Below are 17929 nucleotides of genomic sequence, written 5' to 3' on the forward strand. Positions count from 1 at the left end.
CTGATTAGGGGGAATTTTGGGCGGGTTTTCTGTGACGAGAAAACTCTTTTTTGACCACAGGATATCGAATTCGGGGCCGTCGTTGTTTCCCTTTAATCCAACCGTCCGATTTACCTCGCTGTTTGGGAGAGCGAGCTGGTGTGCCTAACAAGGCTAAAATGCTTCCAAAAGATTGAGCTACCCGCCCAGGGGTGAGTTTGGCCAGAGATTTCTGCCACGGCAGAGGGCGTGGCTCCATCAAGTGACGGGCCAACCATAATTGCGAGCGTAACAATCGGTAGGTTTATCGCTCCAACGGTCGCATTGAGCGGGCGTGCTGAAGGCAGGAACTGTCCAATGCAGGTGATTTTTAGCTGGCGCGATACCAGTGGTCGAGCGCAAATCTTCGTAAATAGAGTCGCCAAATTTCTGTGATAACAGGCATTTTTAACCCGACAAACGCCAACCACATCGGCTTCGCAATCCTGGTAGAGCCATCAGCAGCCGAGGAGTTCCACCAGCAGAATCGACATCTCATGAGAGGGGGACAAGCGAAAATGTAAATTGTGCCACACCCGTATTCGCAATTGACCTAAATCTGGGTCATCCACCTCAACTTGTGGTGCGGGAGAACTCCAAGTTGTAGAGTCGTTGAGTTTGAGTCGCTCGCCGTGGACTTTAGGTCTACCTCGGCCTCCATAAGCAGGCGCTGGCCCCCACAAACATAAATTCGACCGCAGGCGCATCAGTTTATCGACCGGCAATTCTGCAGTTTGATTGACAAACGGCGCACAGCCGTATTCGCTGTCCCACAACGATAGCGCTCTTGACGGCAAGGGAGAACTGACACTCGATAATTGTTGAACAGCCTGAGAAATTCGACTGTCCCAACTGGTAATTCTCTCGTGCAACAGTGGCAAGGCCCAACTTCCTTGTGCTTCAGGTATCCACGCCAATGTACTGTAACCGTATCCTACAGTCACCGGGCGACCTCCCAGTTGTGATGGGGAATGTTCGTAGGTACGTTCTTTCAGTGTTTTGACGAACGGTCTCGACTTTCGTCCTCTGGTCGCCCGCGAGGACAATTCGTTCCGAGCGCGGGAGTTGTTGGATGTAAAGTTTCATTAATTGTTGTCTCGCGGGTCGAGTGTCTTGTAATGCTTCGTAAACGCTTGGCCATTGACGGCGAAACACGCAAGATAATGATAAGTCGGCTAAACTTTGAGCTGTTCTAGTCAACAAGAGTGCATCCATTAACTCAAAGGTAGCATCTTGCGCAATACACATAGATTGTTGTAGATGGCTTGACGAAACTCTTGCAACCATCGTGACAACATTATTCATAGCGGTTGAGCGGGTTGGTGAGACTTCCCTATCTTCCGCCCTCCGGGTCAACTCTGCTTGAGTTGACCCGGTATTTTTTTGCATGTTGTTGGTTCTCTCATCCCTTCGATTGTGCTGTGGCGAGATCACTTTTGCTTGAGGCCGATCGTACTCTTTAGTCTAAACTCCAGTAAGTAGTCGGACATAAATAAACAGTGCTGTGTAAAGAAAGATTAATTTCAAGACTGAAGAGGCGATCGCACTACTCGATCGATTCATGAAAAAAGTTAGCCTTCAGATTTGATATTACTCCCAGTATTTTTCCCAATCATCCTTAAAAGCTTGCTGCAATCTCTGCATATACGCATCAGTCTTAATCTTCACCATCCACAGATTATTAGCATTGCGGCCTCCCTTGCAAACAACACCTTCATCAACACCGTATTTCCCCTTGCGAAGATCGTCCATAAACTTGCCCGTCAGTTTGCCGCGATAAATCACTCGCGCAATATTTAATTTACCAAAATCCTGAATAAACCGATCTGGAACAACCATACCGCCCTCGGTTTCCACATCAAAAAGCACCAGTTGTTTGCGATCGTCCTTTTGGTGCATTCCCGCAAACGAGTGCTCACCAAAAAACTCTGTAAACACAGTAATTTCAGCGCAGTGATACTGTTCATTCTCTCGAAATATAGACTCTAAGGGACTAGCAAAATCTCTTTTAAATATTTCAGGTGCTGCTTCTAAACCTGGATGTGCAGCATTAAATTCTGCAATTCCCATCTCATCCAAGTCAAATCTACTGCGGCGCGTACCAAAAGCATACCAACCAAGTTCAACTTCCCAAACCCAATGCAAATTAGTGCCATCGTACTTCTCAAAAGCTATACATTGTTCATTAGGGCAATTTTTACTATCGGGAATTTTGGGATAGGCAAGTTGAACTCGTGTCATATCAATCACCAATAATAAAACTGGTTTGCAGTGAGGATTTTAGTCGCTATTAAGCTGTGTATTTAAATTGGACGGTAAAAGATTTTTTTACTCTGGTGAGGTGGGCAGGAGAACCCGCCCTCAACATACAATTTAAATGCACAACAGCGTACCTAAACATATTAAGATTTGACTAAAATCCTCACTACAAACTTTATGCGGTTTTTAACAGTTTCCCGCCTTCCCCTTCACTTCTAAAAATCCATCAGTTGAGCAGTTTGAACGGCTACTTCTTTAATCTGGGAACCGCGGCGCACCTTCAGTTTTAGAATTTGACCGATTTCACTGTTGTCCACCAAACTTTGCAACTGTTCGGCCTCAGTCACCCCCTCACCGTCAATTTGAACTATCACATCCCCTTTGCGAAGACCTGCTTTCTCAGCAGGGGTGTTGGGCACAACTCTCATCACTAACACTCCCTTAACTTCCGGGACAATCAAAGGAGCATTGGGGTCAGAATTATTCTCTCTGGCCATTTCAGGAGTCAAAGCAATCATCTGAATCCCCAAAAACGGATGGCTGACTTGTTCTCCCTTGGCTAACTGCGCGTAGATGGCCTTAGCTTTGTCTATCGGAATCGCAAAGCCAATACCCATTGCATCAGCTCGAATGGCCGTGTTGATGCCAATCACTTCTCCTCTGCTGTTTAACAGCGGGCCGCCGGAATTGCCGGGATTGATGGCGGCGTCGGTTTGAATGAAATCGAGCCGCTTGTCGGGAATGCCGACGGCTGCACTGGATCGTTTGAGGGTGCTGATAATGCCCAAGGTGACGGTGTTGTCAAATCCCAGGGGGTTGCCCACGGCGATCGCCCAATCTCCCACTTTCACCGCGTCGGAATCTCCCAAGGTGGTAGTCGGTAAGTCTAATTGCTTAGTATTAATTTTGACAACAGCCAAATCTGTTACTTCGTCAGTACCTTGCACTTCTCCTGGAAATGTCCTGCCGTCGTTTAAGGTGACAGTCACTCGATCGGCTTTGTCAACTACGTGAGCGTTGGTTAAAACAATCCCGCTTTTGTCAATAATGAAGCCGGAACCTTGACCGCGTAAGCGTTCTTGTCTGGGGGTCATGCTCCGTAAATCTTCTCCCAAAAATCTACGGAAGAAGGGGTCTTCCATTAAAGGGTCGAGGTTGCGACTGACTGTGCGCTCGGTATCAATGCGGACAACTGCCGGCCCGACTCGATCGACAGCCGCCGTCACAAAACTGCCGGTATCCCCTGGCAGTTCCCCGCCCCGTAGTGCTAACAGTTGCGGATTCGGGGGAGTGGCTGGGAAATTCTGGAACTGTAAGTTGGGCGGATTTGTGCCGTCAGCGGCTGCTGCGGGTGCAGGATTGATTGCTAACGCACTCAGGGCGATCGTCATTCCTAAAATTAGGGCGAACCAACGAGCACCGGTTCGAGGTGCGGGGCGAAAAAACTTAAATAGTCGCATAGCGTCAATCTTTGTTAGTCTGGGTTAGTCTGGTAAAGGTGTGCGATCGTGCGGACTCAATAATCTGCCACTATGAAGATCCTAAATATCTTTTGACAGTTACAATACATGAGTCACCAGCCCGCACCAACTCAACATATTCTGAATTCTAACTTTTAAATTTCCTTCGTAACCCCAATGATTCTATCTGATACTTCTACTGACAAATCCTTGCCCTCCAATTCCCACCACCATCACGACGATAAATCAGCCCACCCTCACCATCACGATGAAGAATCGATGCGGCGGCTGGTAAATCGCTTGTCTCGGATTGAGGGACACGTCCGAGGTATTAAAACAATGGTGCAAGAAAACCGTCCCTGTCCCGAAGTTCTCGTGCAAGTTGCTGCGGTTCGAGGCGCGCTCGATCGCGTGGCGAGAATCATTCTTGACGAACATTTAACTGAGTGCATTGCCCGAGCCGCTAAAGAAGGTAATATCGATACGGAAATCGAAGAGTTGAAAGCGGCTTTGGATCGGTTTTTGCCTTAGCCGCTGCCAATTTTTACATCGATATAACAAAACTTGCAAATTAGACAAAACTTGCAAGTTATGATTTATGAAGCTTTTTTTGAGCATCTTTCACAAACGCGGGAAAAGCATCAAATCTTCTCCCCCTCACCCCCATTTCCACAACATATAATTTATATGCTCCGCCGTTTATGAGAGCGAGTTTTGTTAAAAAAGAATTTGTCAGGTTTGTCGTGACGACGGAACTCCTCAAAATCTTCAAAAGCTGACGGCAAACAATTAGATAATCGGTGCTTAATCCGAGGCGGTATGAACTGTCTAGACTTTCGTCAGCTTGGCTTTTAGGTGATATCTGACTGTTGCGTAAACTGCTTTATACGAAGCTTCAATGCTGTATTCCTGCTGCAACCACTCTTGAATCTCTCCATAGCTTTTAAAACCTTCCTGGGGGTCGCTGAGGCGCATTGCCAAACTAGCGCGGGCCAGAGGAGGAATGGCCGGCTTACGGCCGCCGCTGTGCTTTGTTTCGAGGAGTCCTTCGAGTCCATCAGAACGGTACTTTCTCAGCCACCGCTGCACTGTAATTCGATTGACCCCGATCGTCATTGCCAATTCTTTAACTGTCTTAACATGACAAATTTTGAACAGGTAAAGTGCTTGAATTTTTTGAAAGCCGCTTGCCGTTTTTTGTTCAGTTAAGAGGTTTTTTAGCTCTTCACTTGTCTCTGTGATGCTAAGTTTACATACTCCAGCCATATCAATTACCTCACGATTCGCGTTCTACAATACCTTTTTTTGACAAGGGAGCGAAAGCTGCTCCGATCCTAAATGCTGACCTTTTGTTTGCCATGAAGCAATACAAAAGCGATCGTTCTCATTAAACTTTTTCCTTCCTGGAGGCACTCCGACGCTCAGAAACCGGATTATTTGAACCTGGAGCAAGGTTGCAACGATTTTTTTTGGTAAAAAACCCGGTTTCTGGGTCAGTTTTGTATTTGATGGATAAGCGTCATTGCTAATACTGATAGCCGTTAACCGATCGACTGTAACATTAGCGGCAATAGGTGACTCTTAAGGAATACCATTTATTCTCTTATTGTTAAACATCTATCATGGTTTTCCTGGTATTTATTGGTATTTTTTGCGAACGTATGAGCGATTTTTAGTCATTAGGTGCTAGCAAACAAGCGAATGTCTGTACACCAGCGATCGCATTTTTATACAGACATTCCCCTAGTCCCCGAAGTGCATTTTTGGCATTCGCTGTGCGAAAAATCCTTAGATATCAGCACTCTCATCGGTCAGAGCGGGTAGCGCCGAGTGACGTTGCAACCGACTTTCTTGCGGCGGGCAAGTATCTGTGAAACTACTGGCTTTATCGCCAATTGAGTAAAACACGACGAGGGTGGCATTGTCAATTTCTCAGCATTACAGTATAAGTATCGGCTATTTTTGCCCGCCTGCTGTGATCGAAAGGGTGGTTTCTATGTGATCGTACTAACATTGCCTTGTGATCTTGGTCACACGGCTACTCAGTAAGCTCAACTACCCACAAAAAGTTATGGGTTTGATCGGAGTTTCCACGTAGAATCTTGGGGGTTTAGTTACGAAGTGCGCTCAAACTTGCTGTTAAAATTTTTAAATATTAATTTTTCCCAAAACGGAAAAAAGAATGCAGCTTTGTCCTTCACCCTCACCAAACCATCTAATTTGTACTCAAACCTTGCATATTGAGGGAAGTTTCAGGCTAGTGTGAATATTTCAGAATCTAAAATTGCAGAACATCCGGTGCAACCAGCTTGCTGACAGTATTCTTCATTTAAAAGGTGTAGAGAAGCCACAATGAACGTTGACGAACTGCTCAAGCTATACGCAATAGGAGAAAGAAATTTTAGCGGGGTCTACCTGCACGAGGTCTACCTCTACGAAGCAGAATTGATTGGAGCCAATCTGTATGAAGCCGACCTGATTGGAGCCAATCTCAGCAAAGCGAAACTCAACAGAGTCAACTTTGGCAAAGCCAATTTGTGCAAGATTAATTTGAGAAGAGCAGACTTAGGTGGAGCCGACCTCACAGAAGCACTTTTAGTTGAAGCTAACCTGAATCGAGCTGAGTTGATGGGAGCGAACCTCAGCAAAGCAGACTTGAGCGGAGCTTCCCTGATCCAAGCAACTTTAATTGGAGCCAACATATCTCGGGCCACACTTAGCCGTGCAGACTTGCACGGAGTAAATCTTTACGGGGTAAACTTGCGTAGGGCGGTGCTCACAGAATGCGATTTAATTGGCGCAAACTTGAGCAAAGTAGACCTTAGCGGAGCCGACTTAATGGGGGCGAGTTTAATTAGGGCAGACTTGACTGAAGCGATTTTAAGTGCGTCAGACTTAAGCGGAGCAAACCTGTTGGGAGCAAACCTTACAAAAGTTAACCTGAGCGGAGTATATCTTAAGGGTACAACGATGCCCGACGGCACGATTCACGACTAATTTATTTGTTAATTTTTATGGTTGCCGAGAACAGCGGCTAAAGGGTAATGAAATTTTCATTACCCTAATTTATTGGCAGCGAAGTGTTTATTTGACACTCAGGTAAGGCCGAGAACTTCAATGTATGGTGCTGATGGCGCACACAACTCCTAGATACGGCAAGTCAAAAGATTTGTTGGGTGAACTTGTGTTATGGTGATTTTCAATTGCTTCGAGAAAAGCTATTTTAGATTTAATATTTTGGATTTTGGACGGTTAAAATGAAACTCAGAATCCTCGCTGCTGTAACGCTGCTGAGCTCGATCGCCCCGATCGCTCCTGCACCCGCCGAGAACATCCAACACACGCAACAATTGCTAGCCACCCGACAGTGCCCCAACTGCGACCTCAGCAGTGCAGGTTTGGTTTTAGCCAACTTAACCGGAGCCAATCTCAAAGGTGCTGATTTGAGGTTGGCTAACCTCAGCCGAGCCAACCTCACCGGGGCTGACCTCAGCGGAGCCAACCTCAGCGGCACTAGCCTGTTTGGCGTCAACCTGACGGGGGCTAACCTCAGCGGAGCCAACCTCAGCGGTGCTGATTTGAGAAGTGCCTACCTCAGCGACGCCAATTTGCAAGGCGCTAATTTAAATAACGCGCAACTGCTCGGAGTTAGAGGAATGCCAACCAATATCGGCACCGCTGAAGACTTCTACCGGTTGGGAGTGCTGGAAGCTCAAGCAGGAAACTATAGAAACGCCATTGATTATTACAATCAAGCGCTGAATCTGAAATCGGATTTAGCAGCCGTTTATTTTGCGCGCAGTATGTCTCGCGCTGACTTGGGAGACTTCGCCGGCGCGACTCAAGACGCCGATCGAGCAAACAAACTCTTTGCAGCTCAAGGAAATCCCCAAGGTCAGGATTTGTCAAAGCAGTTAGCCGAAGCCATTGTGGCACGTCAAAAGCCTACGGAACCCCGCACGGGCGGCGGTGGCAACTTTATGAGTCTTCTGGGCTCGATCGGTTCTGTGCTCGTGAAGCTAATCTTGCCTTGACGGTTGCCTAATTCAGGGGAATCTCGATCCAGAACTCTGTACCATGACCGGGTACAGAAACACACTTTAGTACGCCTTGGTGTTTCTCAACTACAATTTGGTAACTGATAGACAGTCCTAAACCCGTGCCCCGACCTACGGGTTTAGTAGTAAAAAACGGATTAAATATGTGAGAGATTAACTCTTTGGGGATGCCGTGACCATTGTCGGCAATGCAAATTCCTACCGTTTTTTCATTTATTAATTCAGTGCGAATCCTAATGCAAGGAGAGGGTAAATCAGGAATCAAACACTCGGTGGTGGCATTTATATCTCCTGACTCGATAGGCAGTATTTGCGAGCTTAAATGTGTCGCCGCTGCACTTGCCGCTTTCAAGGGAAGATTCATACCTCGATCTTTTTTTCCCATTTCTAGGGCGTCAAGGGCATTACCGATCAGATTCATAAATACTTGATTGAGCGAGCTGGCATAGCATTCTACTAAGGGTAAAGTGGCGTATTCTTTAATAATTTCTACGGTGTTGCGATCGGAATTGGCTTTGATCCGGTGCTGCAAAATCAACAGGGTACTGTCGATGCCCTCGTGAATGTCAACGGCTTTTTTCTCGGCTTGATCCGTCCTGGAAAAATTACGCAAAGATACAACTAACTGGCGGATGCGCTCAACTCCGACTGTCATGGAACCCAAAATTTTTGGCAAATCTTCGGCAAGAAATTCGATGTCGATTGCTTCGGAGCACTCGCTAATTTCTGGGTTGGGATTGGGGTAGTGCTGGCGGTAGAGTTCCACCAAGCAGAGCAAATCTTTGGTGTATTCGCTGGCGTGGGACAGATTGCCGTAGATAAAGTTAACGGGGTTATTGATTTCGTGGGCGACTCCGGCCAGAAGTTGTCCGAGACTGGACATTTTTTCGGTTTGAATCAGTTGGGCTTGGGTATTGTGCAGTTCTGTGACTGTTTTAGCTAGCTGTTCGGCTTTTAATCGATCGGCAGTTGCTGCATTGAGACTTTCTTGATAAAGTTCTGCTTGGTGAATGGCGATCGCAGCTTGAGCCGCTAAATGTTGCACCAATTCTTGTTCTGCTGTATGCCAAACTCTCGGCCCCGAACACTCATGGGCAATCAACAACCCCCACAATTGGGAATCTTTGCCTCTCATCGGCACAATTAAACTTCCTCTCACCTGCAACTCTTCCAAAAATTCGCGGTGACAGGGTGTTAAATCCTCAGTATAAATATCATTAATTGCTCGCACCCGTCCGGCTCCATAAAAGCAGTCTGAGCCTTCGGGAAAGCATTCTTGTGGAGATGTGATACCTAAAATCGACCGCCACTGGCCGCAAACAGCTTCGACAACTACCTCGCCCTGTTTATCTGCTGCAAATTGGTAGATTACCGTGCGATCTGTATCCAACAAAACTCTGACTTCTCGCACAATAGTTTGCAGTATGATTTTTAAATCTAAGGTGCTGCGAATCTGGTCTCTAACTCGCGTCAATACTTTGGCAAAGTCCAAGGATTGTTGTAACTGAGCGGTGCGTTCTTGAACTTGGCGCTCCAAGTTGGCATTCAGGGTTTGCACTTCTTTATAAAGAACGTACTGCCCAATTGCCGAACAAAATTGGCTGCCTATAGCTAAAGCTTGCTCAATTTCCTCGTACTTCCACTCGGGCGACTGACCTTTTTTTATTTCTCGCCAGAGTTCAAAGGATTGTCTGGGAAGGGTTTGTGCCACGCTGCTGTCAAACCGCCCCGCCCACATTTTTTCGGTATCTATTGCATTGCGAAAAATGGTCAAACAGCCGACAAGTTGTTGTTTATAGTGGAGGGGAATTACCAGCAAACCCCTAATTTTAGTAGATTGGAAAGCGGGAACTAAAACTCTAAATAGAGGTTCTTTGTATAAGTCAGTAATTATCAAAACTGGGAATTGACAGTTAGTAAAATTTGAAATTTTGGGAAGTTCTTCAGTATTTTTAAATCCTTTGGTTAGCCATTCCTGCCAGAGGGGATGAGCTTCGATAGCCTTAACTTTTTCCCAATTGGGAAGTGTCGGTTGTTCTCCTGTGGTGAACAGTTCAAAGGTAGCATTACTGTGGGCGGGGGCAGTTGGCAATCCTCCCTCAATCTGGGGAGCGGATAACTTTTCACCGTTGATTTTCGGCAGGTTGAGATAGAGTCTGCCACCGCTACCACCCAAAGCGGTGACGGTGGCTTCTAAACCTTGCTGCAGTTGAATGTTGACGTGACCATACAACAGGGCTGCTATGCGGCTCACGGTAGCTTCGCGGGCGGCTTGAGAGCGGGTTTGCTGCAGGAGGAGCGCGTGGGCTATAGCGCTAGACAATTGATCTGATACGAGCTGAACTACTTCTAAATCTGCTGGTGAAATATTGAGGGCCGCAGAGTGGTGAGACACTAAAAGTCCCCACAGTTCGATGTGAATTTTTTGATTATTTCCTGGTTCGTATCGAGTCAGACACGTGGCCGCCTCGCAGATATCTGTTTTGCTGTTTTCCGACGCGATCCTGCGGTGCAAAATCGGCACGACTAAGGAAGATTGCACTCCCATTGCCATCAGGTAAGCTGTGTGGCAAGGATCGAGCGATCGGTAGTGCATCTCTTCCTTTACTAAAGGTTGACCGGTCTCTGCAGCATCTAGGGGGCTCGTGACGATCGTTCCTGAGTTAACATCTATTATTGTCCGCTGGCGCAAAGCGACATACATCTCCCTGGCGCTCGCGGGAATGTCGTCTGCTGGAAAGTGCAGTCCTTTCAAGGAAGGGAGACGGTTGTTATTAATTGACTCAGCAACAACTTCTCCACTTCCGTCGGCACTAAACCTGTAAATCATAATGCGATCTGTTTTCAAAAAAGACCGCACTTCTGCTACCGTACTGGTTAAAATATCTTCTAATTCTAGAGATTGGCGAATGCGTTCTGTTATCCGCCGTATCAAAACTTCTCTGTCTAATTTATAATGTAATTCTTGCGTATTTTCTCTGAGTTGCATAAATCTCCTTTTGCACTTAATACAATGATAATAAGAAGTTTTGAGGTGCTGTGGTCGCGAGCAAACTCAAATGCCTCACCCTGAGTTTTTGAATCAACCGATCTGTACAATTAATTGGTAGCGCACTGTTGAGAGGCGACGGTGTATCGCTTCTGGCGCACTGGCGTAAGGAAAATCTGCGATCGCACCGGTTTAATCCTTGCCTTCAACAGGCAGAGCGACTTAAGCAAATAATAATTATTATTTTAAGGCTCTTATAAATTTCTCGCAATCTTAAACTCTCACTATGAGAATTATTCATTGTTAGGATAACTTGACATTTGTTGTATAACTTCATATAATGATAATTAACGAAAGAATTTGACTTTCTCTCAGCGCGCGAGGCGCTGACTAATTTCTTGGCGCACGCTCATCAGAATTTTACCCAAATTATTTTGACCGGTTCGATCGCAGCCACACCCCCAGTAGTAATCCGTTGGCGAATCCTCAACAATCACTCGATCCCCTGTGGCGAGGAGAATTGCTTGAATGTCTGTATGAGTGAGAAACTTAGTTAAAACTGCTTCGCGCATAATGGGAATTTTCACGGCTTCCCAATCAGCGCGAATCTGGTGGTTGGGATCGCGACCTAATTTAGCGGCTTCTTGAGGAGTTGCTACGGCTTGAATCGCCGCCACTAATCTTTTATCCGTGCTGACAAATTTTTGAGCTTGATAGTAATGTTCCACAGTCAACCAATATTGACCGTGCAGAGAAATGTCGTGTAGTGAAAAATTAGAAAAGCAGCCGTAAGGCTCCTCTACTTTATAAAAATAAATTATCATTAGATTTGAGATTTTATATTTTACAGGATGTAAGTAGAATGTAATTATTTAGGGTGCGCCTCAAGCACCTTACCGCCCTCTTAGTAACGTGTAAAACCACTTTCTGCCTCCAAGAGTATTTGAGATTGATTCTATAAGCAGCGCGGGGCTTGTATTAACAAATCCTCGTATCGACTTTATTTAAAATAGCATTTACGCTTTTGAAGCGAGTTTATTGGAAAAAATCGGGTTAAGGAACGAAAAATCTAGGAATCAACTGGCTTTTTGACGAATAGTGCGTAATGCCTATTTTTAAGTTAACGATTAAGAATTGGAAATCAAGAATAAGCAATGGGGATGTAAGAATATTTATTATTCCCTCTTCCTTCGTTCCAAAACGGCATCAGCTTTTTAAAAGCGCCGTTAGCGAGAGCGGCATCAAGCAGTTCGCCACAGAAAGTTTTGCTCATCAACTGAGTAGACCTGGGAAATTTGACGCCCGCTCTATAAGCAGCTCCTGTAAACTGATAGAAGGCTCTGGCCAAGCGACTGACCCAAACCATATCAGTGTTGCATTCTTGGGCGATCGATTGAGTGTACGGCTCCTTAGCGTTGTCGGCACCTCCCAGAGCTCGATCGATCGCCTCAGCAGCCTTAAATCCGCTAACAATGGCAGGACAAATTACCTCACCGGACAGGGGGTCGGCGAGAGTGGCTGTGTCTCCTGCCAGCAGCAAATTTTGCGACAGAACGTCTGTGCTTTGCTAGGCGATAAGCTGCTGTGCTTCCTGCCGGGCCTGCACCGACAATAATGCAATCAAACATTTTGGGTAATGGGTAGCTGGTAATGGGTGATTGGTCATGAGGCAGGAGGAATTGGTAAATTAATGAGTGTTAAATCTTGAGTTTTTAACTCACAATTCACAAATCATTAAGCGTCTGCTCGTTGTTCGCGGCCGGCTCTCAGCAATCTCAAAACTATTCCTATTCCCCCTGCCTAATTTCCGATTCCCTAAACAGTCGTGATATCTTTCTCTTTCGCTGCCAGAACTTCTTCTATTTTGCCAATGTACTTGTCCGTCAGCTTTTGAATTTTATCTTGCAAGTCGCGGGATTCATCTTTAGAGATATCGCTGCTTTTTTCCTGCTTGCGAATTGAGTCAACGGCATCGCGGCGGATATTGCGAATTGCAACTTTACCTTCTTCAGCAAACTTCCCGGCCATTTTGACAAATTCTTGGCGTCTGTCGCTCGTCAGCGGCGGAATGTTCAAGCGAATAACTGAACCGTCGTTGTTGGGAACGAGTCCTACATCGGACAGGGAAATTGCTTTTTCGATCGAGTTGAGCGCTGTGCGATCGAACGGTTGAATAGTAATCGTAGTCGCATCCGGGGTGCCGATGTTGGCAAGGGATTTGATCGGAGTTGGAGAGCCGTAGTAGTCTACCATGACTCGATCGAGGAGAGAGGCGTTGGCCCGTCCCGTCCGAATAGTATTAAAAGACCGTTGAGTAGCCTCAACTGCCTTTTGCATATGATCTTCTGCGTCAGCTAACTTCACAAAAACCTCCGACAAGAGTTCCAATAGATTCTCCCATTACAGCTCGGTAGATGTTGCCCGACACCGAGAGGTCAAATACCATAATAGGAATATTATTTTCTTTGCAAAGGGCGATCGCCGTACTGTCCATCACCCGCAAATCTTGATTCAAGACGTGGGCATAGGTGAGGGTTTGATACCTGCGCGCGTTGGGGTTTAGGTGGGGGTCGGAATCGTACACCCCATCTACCTTAGTAGCTTTAAAAATCACCTCTGCATCAATTTCAGCCGCCCGCAAAGCGGCTGTAGTATCAGTAGTAAAAAAAGGGTTGCCAGAACCGGCACCGAAAATCACTACTCGTTTTTTTTCGAGGTGGCGAATTGCCCGCCGCCGGATGTAGGGTTCAGCTACTTCTTGCATGGCGATCGCCGATTGCACCCTCGTTGGCACTCCTGCTTGTTCCAGGGCATCCTGCAAAGTGATAGCATTCATCACCGTCGCAATCATGCCCACATAATCAGCCGTTGCCCGATCCATCCCTGCCGAAGCCGCTTTCACCCCGCGAAAAATGTTGCCGCCACCGACAACAATCGCGATTTGAATGCCTTGGGACACGACTTTGGCCACTTCCTGGGCGATCGACTGAACGACTACCGGATCGATGCCGTAGCCCAAGCTGCCCATCAGCGCTTCACCGCTGAGCTTCAGCAAAACTCGCTGATAAACCATCCCCATGCCGCCACTATTTTTTTACTCTTTTTGCCTCCACCATAAGATAGCAGTACGGGTGCATTTTGAACATCAATTACCCAGAACAGACCCAAAAGCCTGTTCCAGAACAGTTGACTGAGAACGGTTGACTAAATTTAATCCTTGGGGACGAAATTAAGAGCAGCAGAATTCATGCAGTAACGCTGACCGGTAGGTTTCGGCCCGTCGTTAAATACGTGACCGAGATGAGCGTCGCAAACAGCGCACAGTACCTCTGTTCGGCGCATGAACAAGGTGTTATCCGACTCGCACTTGACATTTTCTTCGCTAACGGGAGCGTAGAAACTCGGCCAACCGGTACCGGAATCGTACTTTGTTTCTGATTTAAATAGCTCTGTGCCGCAGCAAATACACTTATAAGTTCCTGGTTTTTTGTGGTCGTGATATTCGCCGCTAAAAGCTCTTTCGGTTCCTTTTTTGCGGGTGACTTTAAATTGTTCTGGCGTGAGTTGTTGTTGCCATTCAGCGTCGGTTTTTTTTAATTTTTCAGTCATGATTAGAGGTTGGGTGTTGACAGTTAACTGTTGAGTGTTGAGTGTTAACGGTATATTGCTAGTTAACTCAGGCTTCCATTAATATTAACCTAATTGGCTCGAAATGAACATACCAGGGAAAAGGATTGTCCTTAATAGCCCTCCACTTTTCCTTGAAAACTTCGGCTTGCAAGTGATAATCTTGGGAATCATTGGGAGGCGAGTGTAATTTGAGATATAATGTCACCCGGTGCGGAGTTTCCACAGTCGAGGCGATCCAACAAGCAAAAGTATTTTCACGATCGCACCCGCTAACAAAAATCAGTTGATGAGCCCGAATTCCCACAGAAACTAGAGATTTGGGAATGGGTTCGACTACACTCAGACTACAGCCCCAGTCGATCGCCTCCACAAGAGTTTCTGCGATCGGTTTAGCTGCTGAGAAGTTCTTACAGCCAGTCAACTGGGCGACAGTGAAATTGCCTGGGCGATCGAAAATGTTTTCTTTGGTATCAAAGGCGATCGGCCTTCCCTGGGCCAACACCAACAGATTTTTGCACACCCGGTAAACTTCCTCTAAATTGTGGCTGACAAACAAAGTAATGCCCCGATAATTAGCCAGAGTCTGCATTAACTCCCGTTCAAGTTGACTGCGTAAGTGAGTATCCAAAGCAGAAAACGGTTCGTCTAACAGCAGCAAATCGGGAGAAGGGGCGATCGCCCTAGCCAATGCCACCCGCTGCTGTTGGCCTCCCGAAAGTTCGTGCGGGTAGCGGTTTTCCAGTCCCGACATTTGCACCGAAATTAGCTGTTCTTTTACCCGAAGTTTTTGCTCGCTTTCAGATAAATGCTGCAAGCCAAACGCAATATTTTGAGCAACACTCAGGTGCGGAAATAAAGCATAGTTTTGAAACAAAAAACCGATGTGGCGGTCTTTAGAAGCTACATTAATACCCTGTGCTGAGTCAAATAAAACCCTGCCATTGACTGAAATTTGACCGCTCCTTGGAGTTTCCAAACCAGCGATGCAGCGCAGAGTCATGCTTTTGCCGGAACCCGACGCGCCCAAAATTCCCAGCACTTCCGGGCCGATATCGAAGCCGACATCCAAGGCAAAGCTGGAGAGAGGTTTAAAAATGCTTAAACAAAGTCCGATTTTCTGGTGTTGTTTTTGGGAATTTGTTGTAAAAATAGACGCGACTTTAGGAAGATTTGATTGCAGTCTTTGGCTAGAATTCGGTTTGGGCGATATCTTTTGTAAATCACTCCAAAAATTAACAGCAGTTAGCACGCTTAAAGAAATACTCAGAATAATCAAAACCCAAATAGCAGCTTGCCTCATATCCCCTGCTTCCACAGCAAAATAAATTGCCATCGGGATAGTTTGAGTTTGTCCGGGAATATTCCCCGCTAACATCAGCGTCGCGCCGAATTCACCCAAAGCGCGAGCAAATGCGAGAATAGTTCCTGCTAAAATTCCCGGCCATGCTAGCGGCAGCATAATTCGCCAAAAAACTTGCCACTCCGAGGCTCCCAAAGTGCGGGCTGCATTGAGAAGATTGGCATCAATTTGCTCAAAAGCTCCCAAAGCAGTTTTGTACATGAGGGGAAATGATACAACTGTGGCAGTAGTGGCGGCGGCTTGCCAAGTGAAAATTATAGTTAAGTCGAATTGTAGCAAAAATTGCCCGATCGCCCCATTTCTCCCAAACAGCAGCAGCAGCAAAAATCCCACTACTGTCGGCGGCAAAACTAAGGGAGAAATGAAAATGCCTTCAATTAAAGCTTTACCTCTGATGCGAGTTGAAAGCATCCACCGGGCGGCTGCTATTCCCAGGAAAAAGGTGATAAATGTCGCAATAGCGGAGGATTTTAGAGATATCCAGAGCGGAGAAATATCAAATTCCATTTATAAATACATCCGCGTTAATCAGCGCTTATCTGCTTTCATCAGCGGTAAAAAATCCATAATTAGTTAGTTATCGAACTATGCCAAATCCGTATTTCTGAAATACTATTTTAGCCCGATCGCCCGCCAAAAAGTCAACAAACGCTTTCGCCGCAGCGGGATTGCGGCTGTTTTTAATAACTGCCAGCGGATAAACAATGGGCGAATGCAAATTTTCGGCAGCCGTTAGCCGCACAGTTACTTTGTCCGAGGCTGTGGCGTCAGTCGCATAAACTATGCCAGCATCAACGTTACCGCTTTCGACGAATGTCAGCACTTGGCGGACGTTATTTCCTAGCACTAATTTTGGCTGGAGTTGCTGCCACAATCCAAGCTTAGTTAACATTTCCTGAGCGTATTGGCCCACAGGTACGCTTTTCGGTTCGCCAATCGCAATTTTCTTGATTCTGGCATCTGCCAACTGTTTAAAATCGCTCAAAGCCAAGCCGTTTTTGGGAGTAATCAAAACCAAGCGATTTGTTAGTAAATTGCGGCGCGTGTCGTTAATTAATAGGTTAGATTGCTGCAAAGCATCCATTGGGTTGGTGGCGGCGCTGAAAAATACATCTACCGGGGCGCCTTGCTGAATTTGCTGTTCTAGAACACCGGAAGCACCAAAATTATAAGTAATAGTAAAATTTGGATTACTGCTTTCATAAACAGTTTTGATTTCCCCTAAAGCTTTCGAGAGACTGATAGCAGCGGATACGTTTAAGGAGGTGCGCTGCGGCGTATCGACTGAGGCAAAGTTCTTAAATAAGTTCCAACTAATCAGCAGTGCTAGCATGAAGGCGACTGCGAGAATTAAGTTGGGAATACGTCTACTTTTTAAGTTCACAGAAAATTGTTTTGAATCTTTTTACTCCTTACCAGGCTCTGCCTGGTAAAGCAGATTCGGAGGCTGTACCTCCAATTTGCGTCCACTCTTTGACGAGGCAGAGCCTCTGGAGATAGGTTCCCTGGCTGTGCCTGGGAACCAGTTAATAATTAGTGTCGGAACGTTAATTTTAAATCTGCCTATGCTCGCCATTTGACGGAACAGCCTATTGCCTCTGTAGTTGAAGGCTCAACGGGTTGACTGTTGAGCAATTGGTCGATCGCACTCCGCAGATAAGAAACCTGCACCGCCGCCGGATCGTCAGCGTTGTCGTCAATTAAACCTTTATAGCGCAGTTTGCCGTCTTGGTCTAGCAAAAAAACCTCCGGCGTTTTAGAAGCCCCAAAACTTTCAGCCACATCTTGAGCAACATCTCGGATGTACGGGAAGTTGAGTTGATTGTTGGCTGCAAAAATTTTCATGTTCTCAAAACTGTCGTCGGGATACTGGTTTGCATCATTAGCATTAATCCCGATTAAAGTAACATCTCGATCTTGAAAATCTGCTTGAAGTTCTTTCATACGATTGAGATACAACTGCACGTAAGGGCAATGATTGCACATAAATATCACCGCGATCGCCCGAAATTTTTCTAAATATCGAGCTAAATGGTGAACTTCTTCGTCCACTCCCGGCAGTTCAAAATCGGGAGCGTAGCCGTTAATGGGAGTACCGGTTGTATCGATTAGTAAACTCATGTTTTCAGGAGGTGAAGAGCAGTATTTGCCAGCA

At 46.2% G+C, this 17929-nt stretch carries 18 protein-coding genes; 4 read left to right on the forward strand and 14 right to left on the reverse strand.

Features of this window, described 5'->3' with window-relative positions; translation table 11 throughout:
- Positions 1–476: 476 nt before the first annotated feature.
- The 3 genes from QUA27_RS14450 to QUA27_RS14460 all read right to left on the reverse strand — a co-directional run bounded on the left by QUA27_RS14450 (position 477) and on the right by QUA27_RS14460 (position 3737).
- Complete coding sequence (locus tag QUA27_RS14450; RefSeq protein ID WP_333068708.1) at positions 477–1064, reverse strand: transposase; 588 nt, start codon at positions 1062–1064, stop codon at positions 477–479.
- 544 nt (positions 1065–1608) lie between these two features.
- Positions 1609–2259, reverse strand: coding sequence for an RNA ligase family protein (locus tag QUA27_RS14455; protein ID WP_333068709.1), 651 nt, complete (start codon positions 2257–2259; stop codon positions 1609–1611).
- Positions 2260–2492: 233 nt separating this feature from the next.
- Positions 2493–3737: an HhoA/HhoB/HtrA family serine endopeptidase gene (locus QUA27_RS14460; RefSeq protein WP_333068710.1), complete on the reverse strand. Its 1245-nt coding sequence runs from the start codon at positions 3735–3737 to the stop codon at positions 2493–2495.
- A 177-nt stretch (positions 3738–3914) separates the two neighbouring features.
- Here QUA27_RS14460 and QUA27_RS14465 point away from each other — a divergent pair, with 177 nt between their 5' ends.
- Positions 3915–4268 carry a metal-sensing transcriptional repressor gene (locus QUA27_RS14465; protein ID WP_242723064.1) on the forward strand — a complete coding sequence of 118 codons (354 nt, stop codon included), beginning with the start codon at positions 3915–3917 and terminating at the stop codon, positions 4266–4268.
- 297 nt (positions 4269–4565) lie between these two features.
- Here the strand turns inward: QUA27_RS14465 and QUA27_RS14470 are convergent, their stop codons facing one another.
- Positions 4566–5003 carry a helix-turn-helix domain-containing protein gene (locus QUA27_RS14470; protein WP_333068711.1) on the reverse strand — a complete coding sequence of 146 codons (438 nt, stop codon included), beginning with the start codon at positions 5001–5003 and terminating at the stop codon, positions 4566–4568.
- Between the two features lie 435 nt (positions 5004–5438).
- Here QUA27_RS14470 and QUA27_RS14475 point away from each other — a divergent pair, with 435 nt between their 5' ends.
- From QUA27_RS14475 to QUA27_RS14485, 3 genes are all read left to right on the forward strand, one after another.
- Positions 5439–5561: a hypothetical protein gene (locus QUA27_RS14475; protein WP_333068713.1), complete on the forward strand. Its 123-nt coding sequence runs from the start codon at positions 5439–5441 to the stop codon at positions 5559–5561.
- Positions 5562–6089: 528 nt separating this feature from the next.
- Positions 6090–6734: a pentapeptide repeat-containing protein gene (locus QUA27_RS14480; RefSeq protein ID WP_190734746.1), complete on the forward strand. Its 645-nt coding sequence runs from the start codon at positions 6090–6092 to the stop codon at positions 6732–6734.
- Positions 6735–6994: 260 nt separating this feature from the next.
- Positions 6995–7771 (forward strand): pentapeptide repeat-containing protein, encoded by a 777-nt coding sequence (locus QUA27_RS14485; RefSeq protein WP_333068714.1) that lies wholly within the window; start codon positions 6995–6997, stop codon positions 7769–7771.
- 7 nt (positions 7772–7778) lie between these two features.
- Here QUA27_RS14485 and QUA27_RS14490 read toward each other — a convergent pair whose 3' ends face one another.
- From QUA27_RS14490 to QUA27_RS14530, 10 genes are all read right to left on the reverse strand, one after another.
- Positions 7779–10784, reverse strand: coding sequence for a GAF domain-containing protein (locus QUA27_RS14490; RefSeq protein ID WP_333068715.1), 3006 nt, complete (start codon positions 10782–10784; stop codon positions 7779–7781).
- A gap of 371 nt (positions 10785–11155) precedes the next feature.
- On the reverse strand, positions 11156–11608 hold the full coding sequence (gene ybiA, locus QUA27_RS14495; RefSeq protein ID WP_333068716.1) for a riboflavin biosynthesis intermediates N-glycosidase: 453 nt from the start codon (positions 11606–11608) through the stop codon (positions 11156–11158).
- 317 nt (positions 11609–11925) lie between these two features.
- A complete protein-coding gene (locus QUA27_RS14500; RefSeq protein ID WP_333068717.1) occupies positions 11926–12324 on the reverse strand; it encodes an NAD(P)/FAD-dependent oxidoreductase in 399 nt (132 codons plus the stop codon).
- Positions 12275–12412 carry an NAD(P)-binding protein gene (locus tag QUA27_RS27425; RefSeq protein ID WP_445251510.1) on the reverse strand — a complete coding sequence of 46 codons (138 nt, stop codon included), beginning with the start codon at positions 12410–12412 and terminating at the stop codon, positions 12275–12277. The genes QUA27_RS14500 and QUA27_RS27425 overlap by 50 nt, the downstream gene beginning before the upstream one ends.
- Before the next feature lie 187 nt (positions 12413–12599).
- The gene (gene frr, locus QUA27_RS14505) at positions 12600–13148 is read right to left on the reverse strand and encodes a ribosome recycling factor (RefSeq protein WP_333034638.1); all 549 of its coding nucleotides are present in this window, start codon (positions 13146–13148) and stop codon (positions 12600–12602) included.
- On the reverse strand, positions 13135–13863 hold the full coding sequence (pyrH, locus tag QUA27_RS14510; RefSeq protein ID WP_071884014.1) for a UMP kinase: 729 nt from the start codon (positions 13861–13863) through the stop codon (positions 13135–13137). Before pyrH ends, frr begins: the two co-directional genes overlap by 14 nt.
- 131 nt (positions 13864–13994) lie before the next feature.
- Positions 13995–14393: a peptide-methionine (R)-S-oxide reductase MsrB gene (gene msrB, locus QUA27_RS14515; protein ID WP_333068718.1), complete on the reverse strand. Its 399-nt coding sequence runs from the start codon at positions 14391–14393 to the stop codon at positions 13995–13997.
- A 67-nt stretch (positions 14394–14460) separates the two neighbouring features.
- On the reverse strand, positions 14461–16281 hold the full coding sequence (gene modB, locus QUA27_RS14520) for a molybdate ABC transporter permease subunit (protein WP_333068719.1): 1821 nt from the start codon (positions 16279–16281) through the stop codon (positions 14461–14463).
- A gap of 70 nt (positions 16282–16351) precedes the next feature.
- Positions 16352–17158, reverse strand: a complete 807-nt coding sequence (modA, locus tag QUA27_RS14525) for a molybdate ABC transporter substrate-binding protein (protein WP_333068720.1) — start codon at positions 17156–17158, stop codon at positions 16352–16354.
- 179 nt (positions 17159–17337) lie between these two features.
- Positions 17338–17895 carry a thioredoxin family protein gene (locus QUA27_RS14530; protein ID WP_333068721.1) on the reverse strand — a complete coding sequence of 186 codons (558 nt, stop codon included), beginning with the start codon at positions 17893–17895 and terminating at the stop codon, positions 17338–17340.
- Between the last annotated feature and the right edge of the window lie 34 nt (positions 17896–17929).

It is taken from the genome of Microcoleus harperi Pol14_C6, from assembly GCF_036701295.1.
Classification (GTDB): Bacteria; Cyanobacteriota; Cyanobacteriia; order Cyanobacteriales; family Microcoleaceae; genus Microcoleus.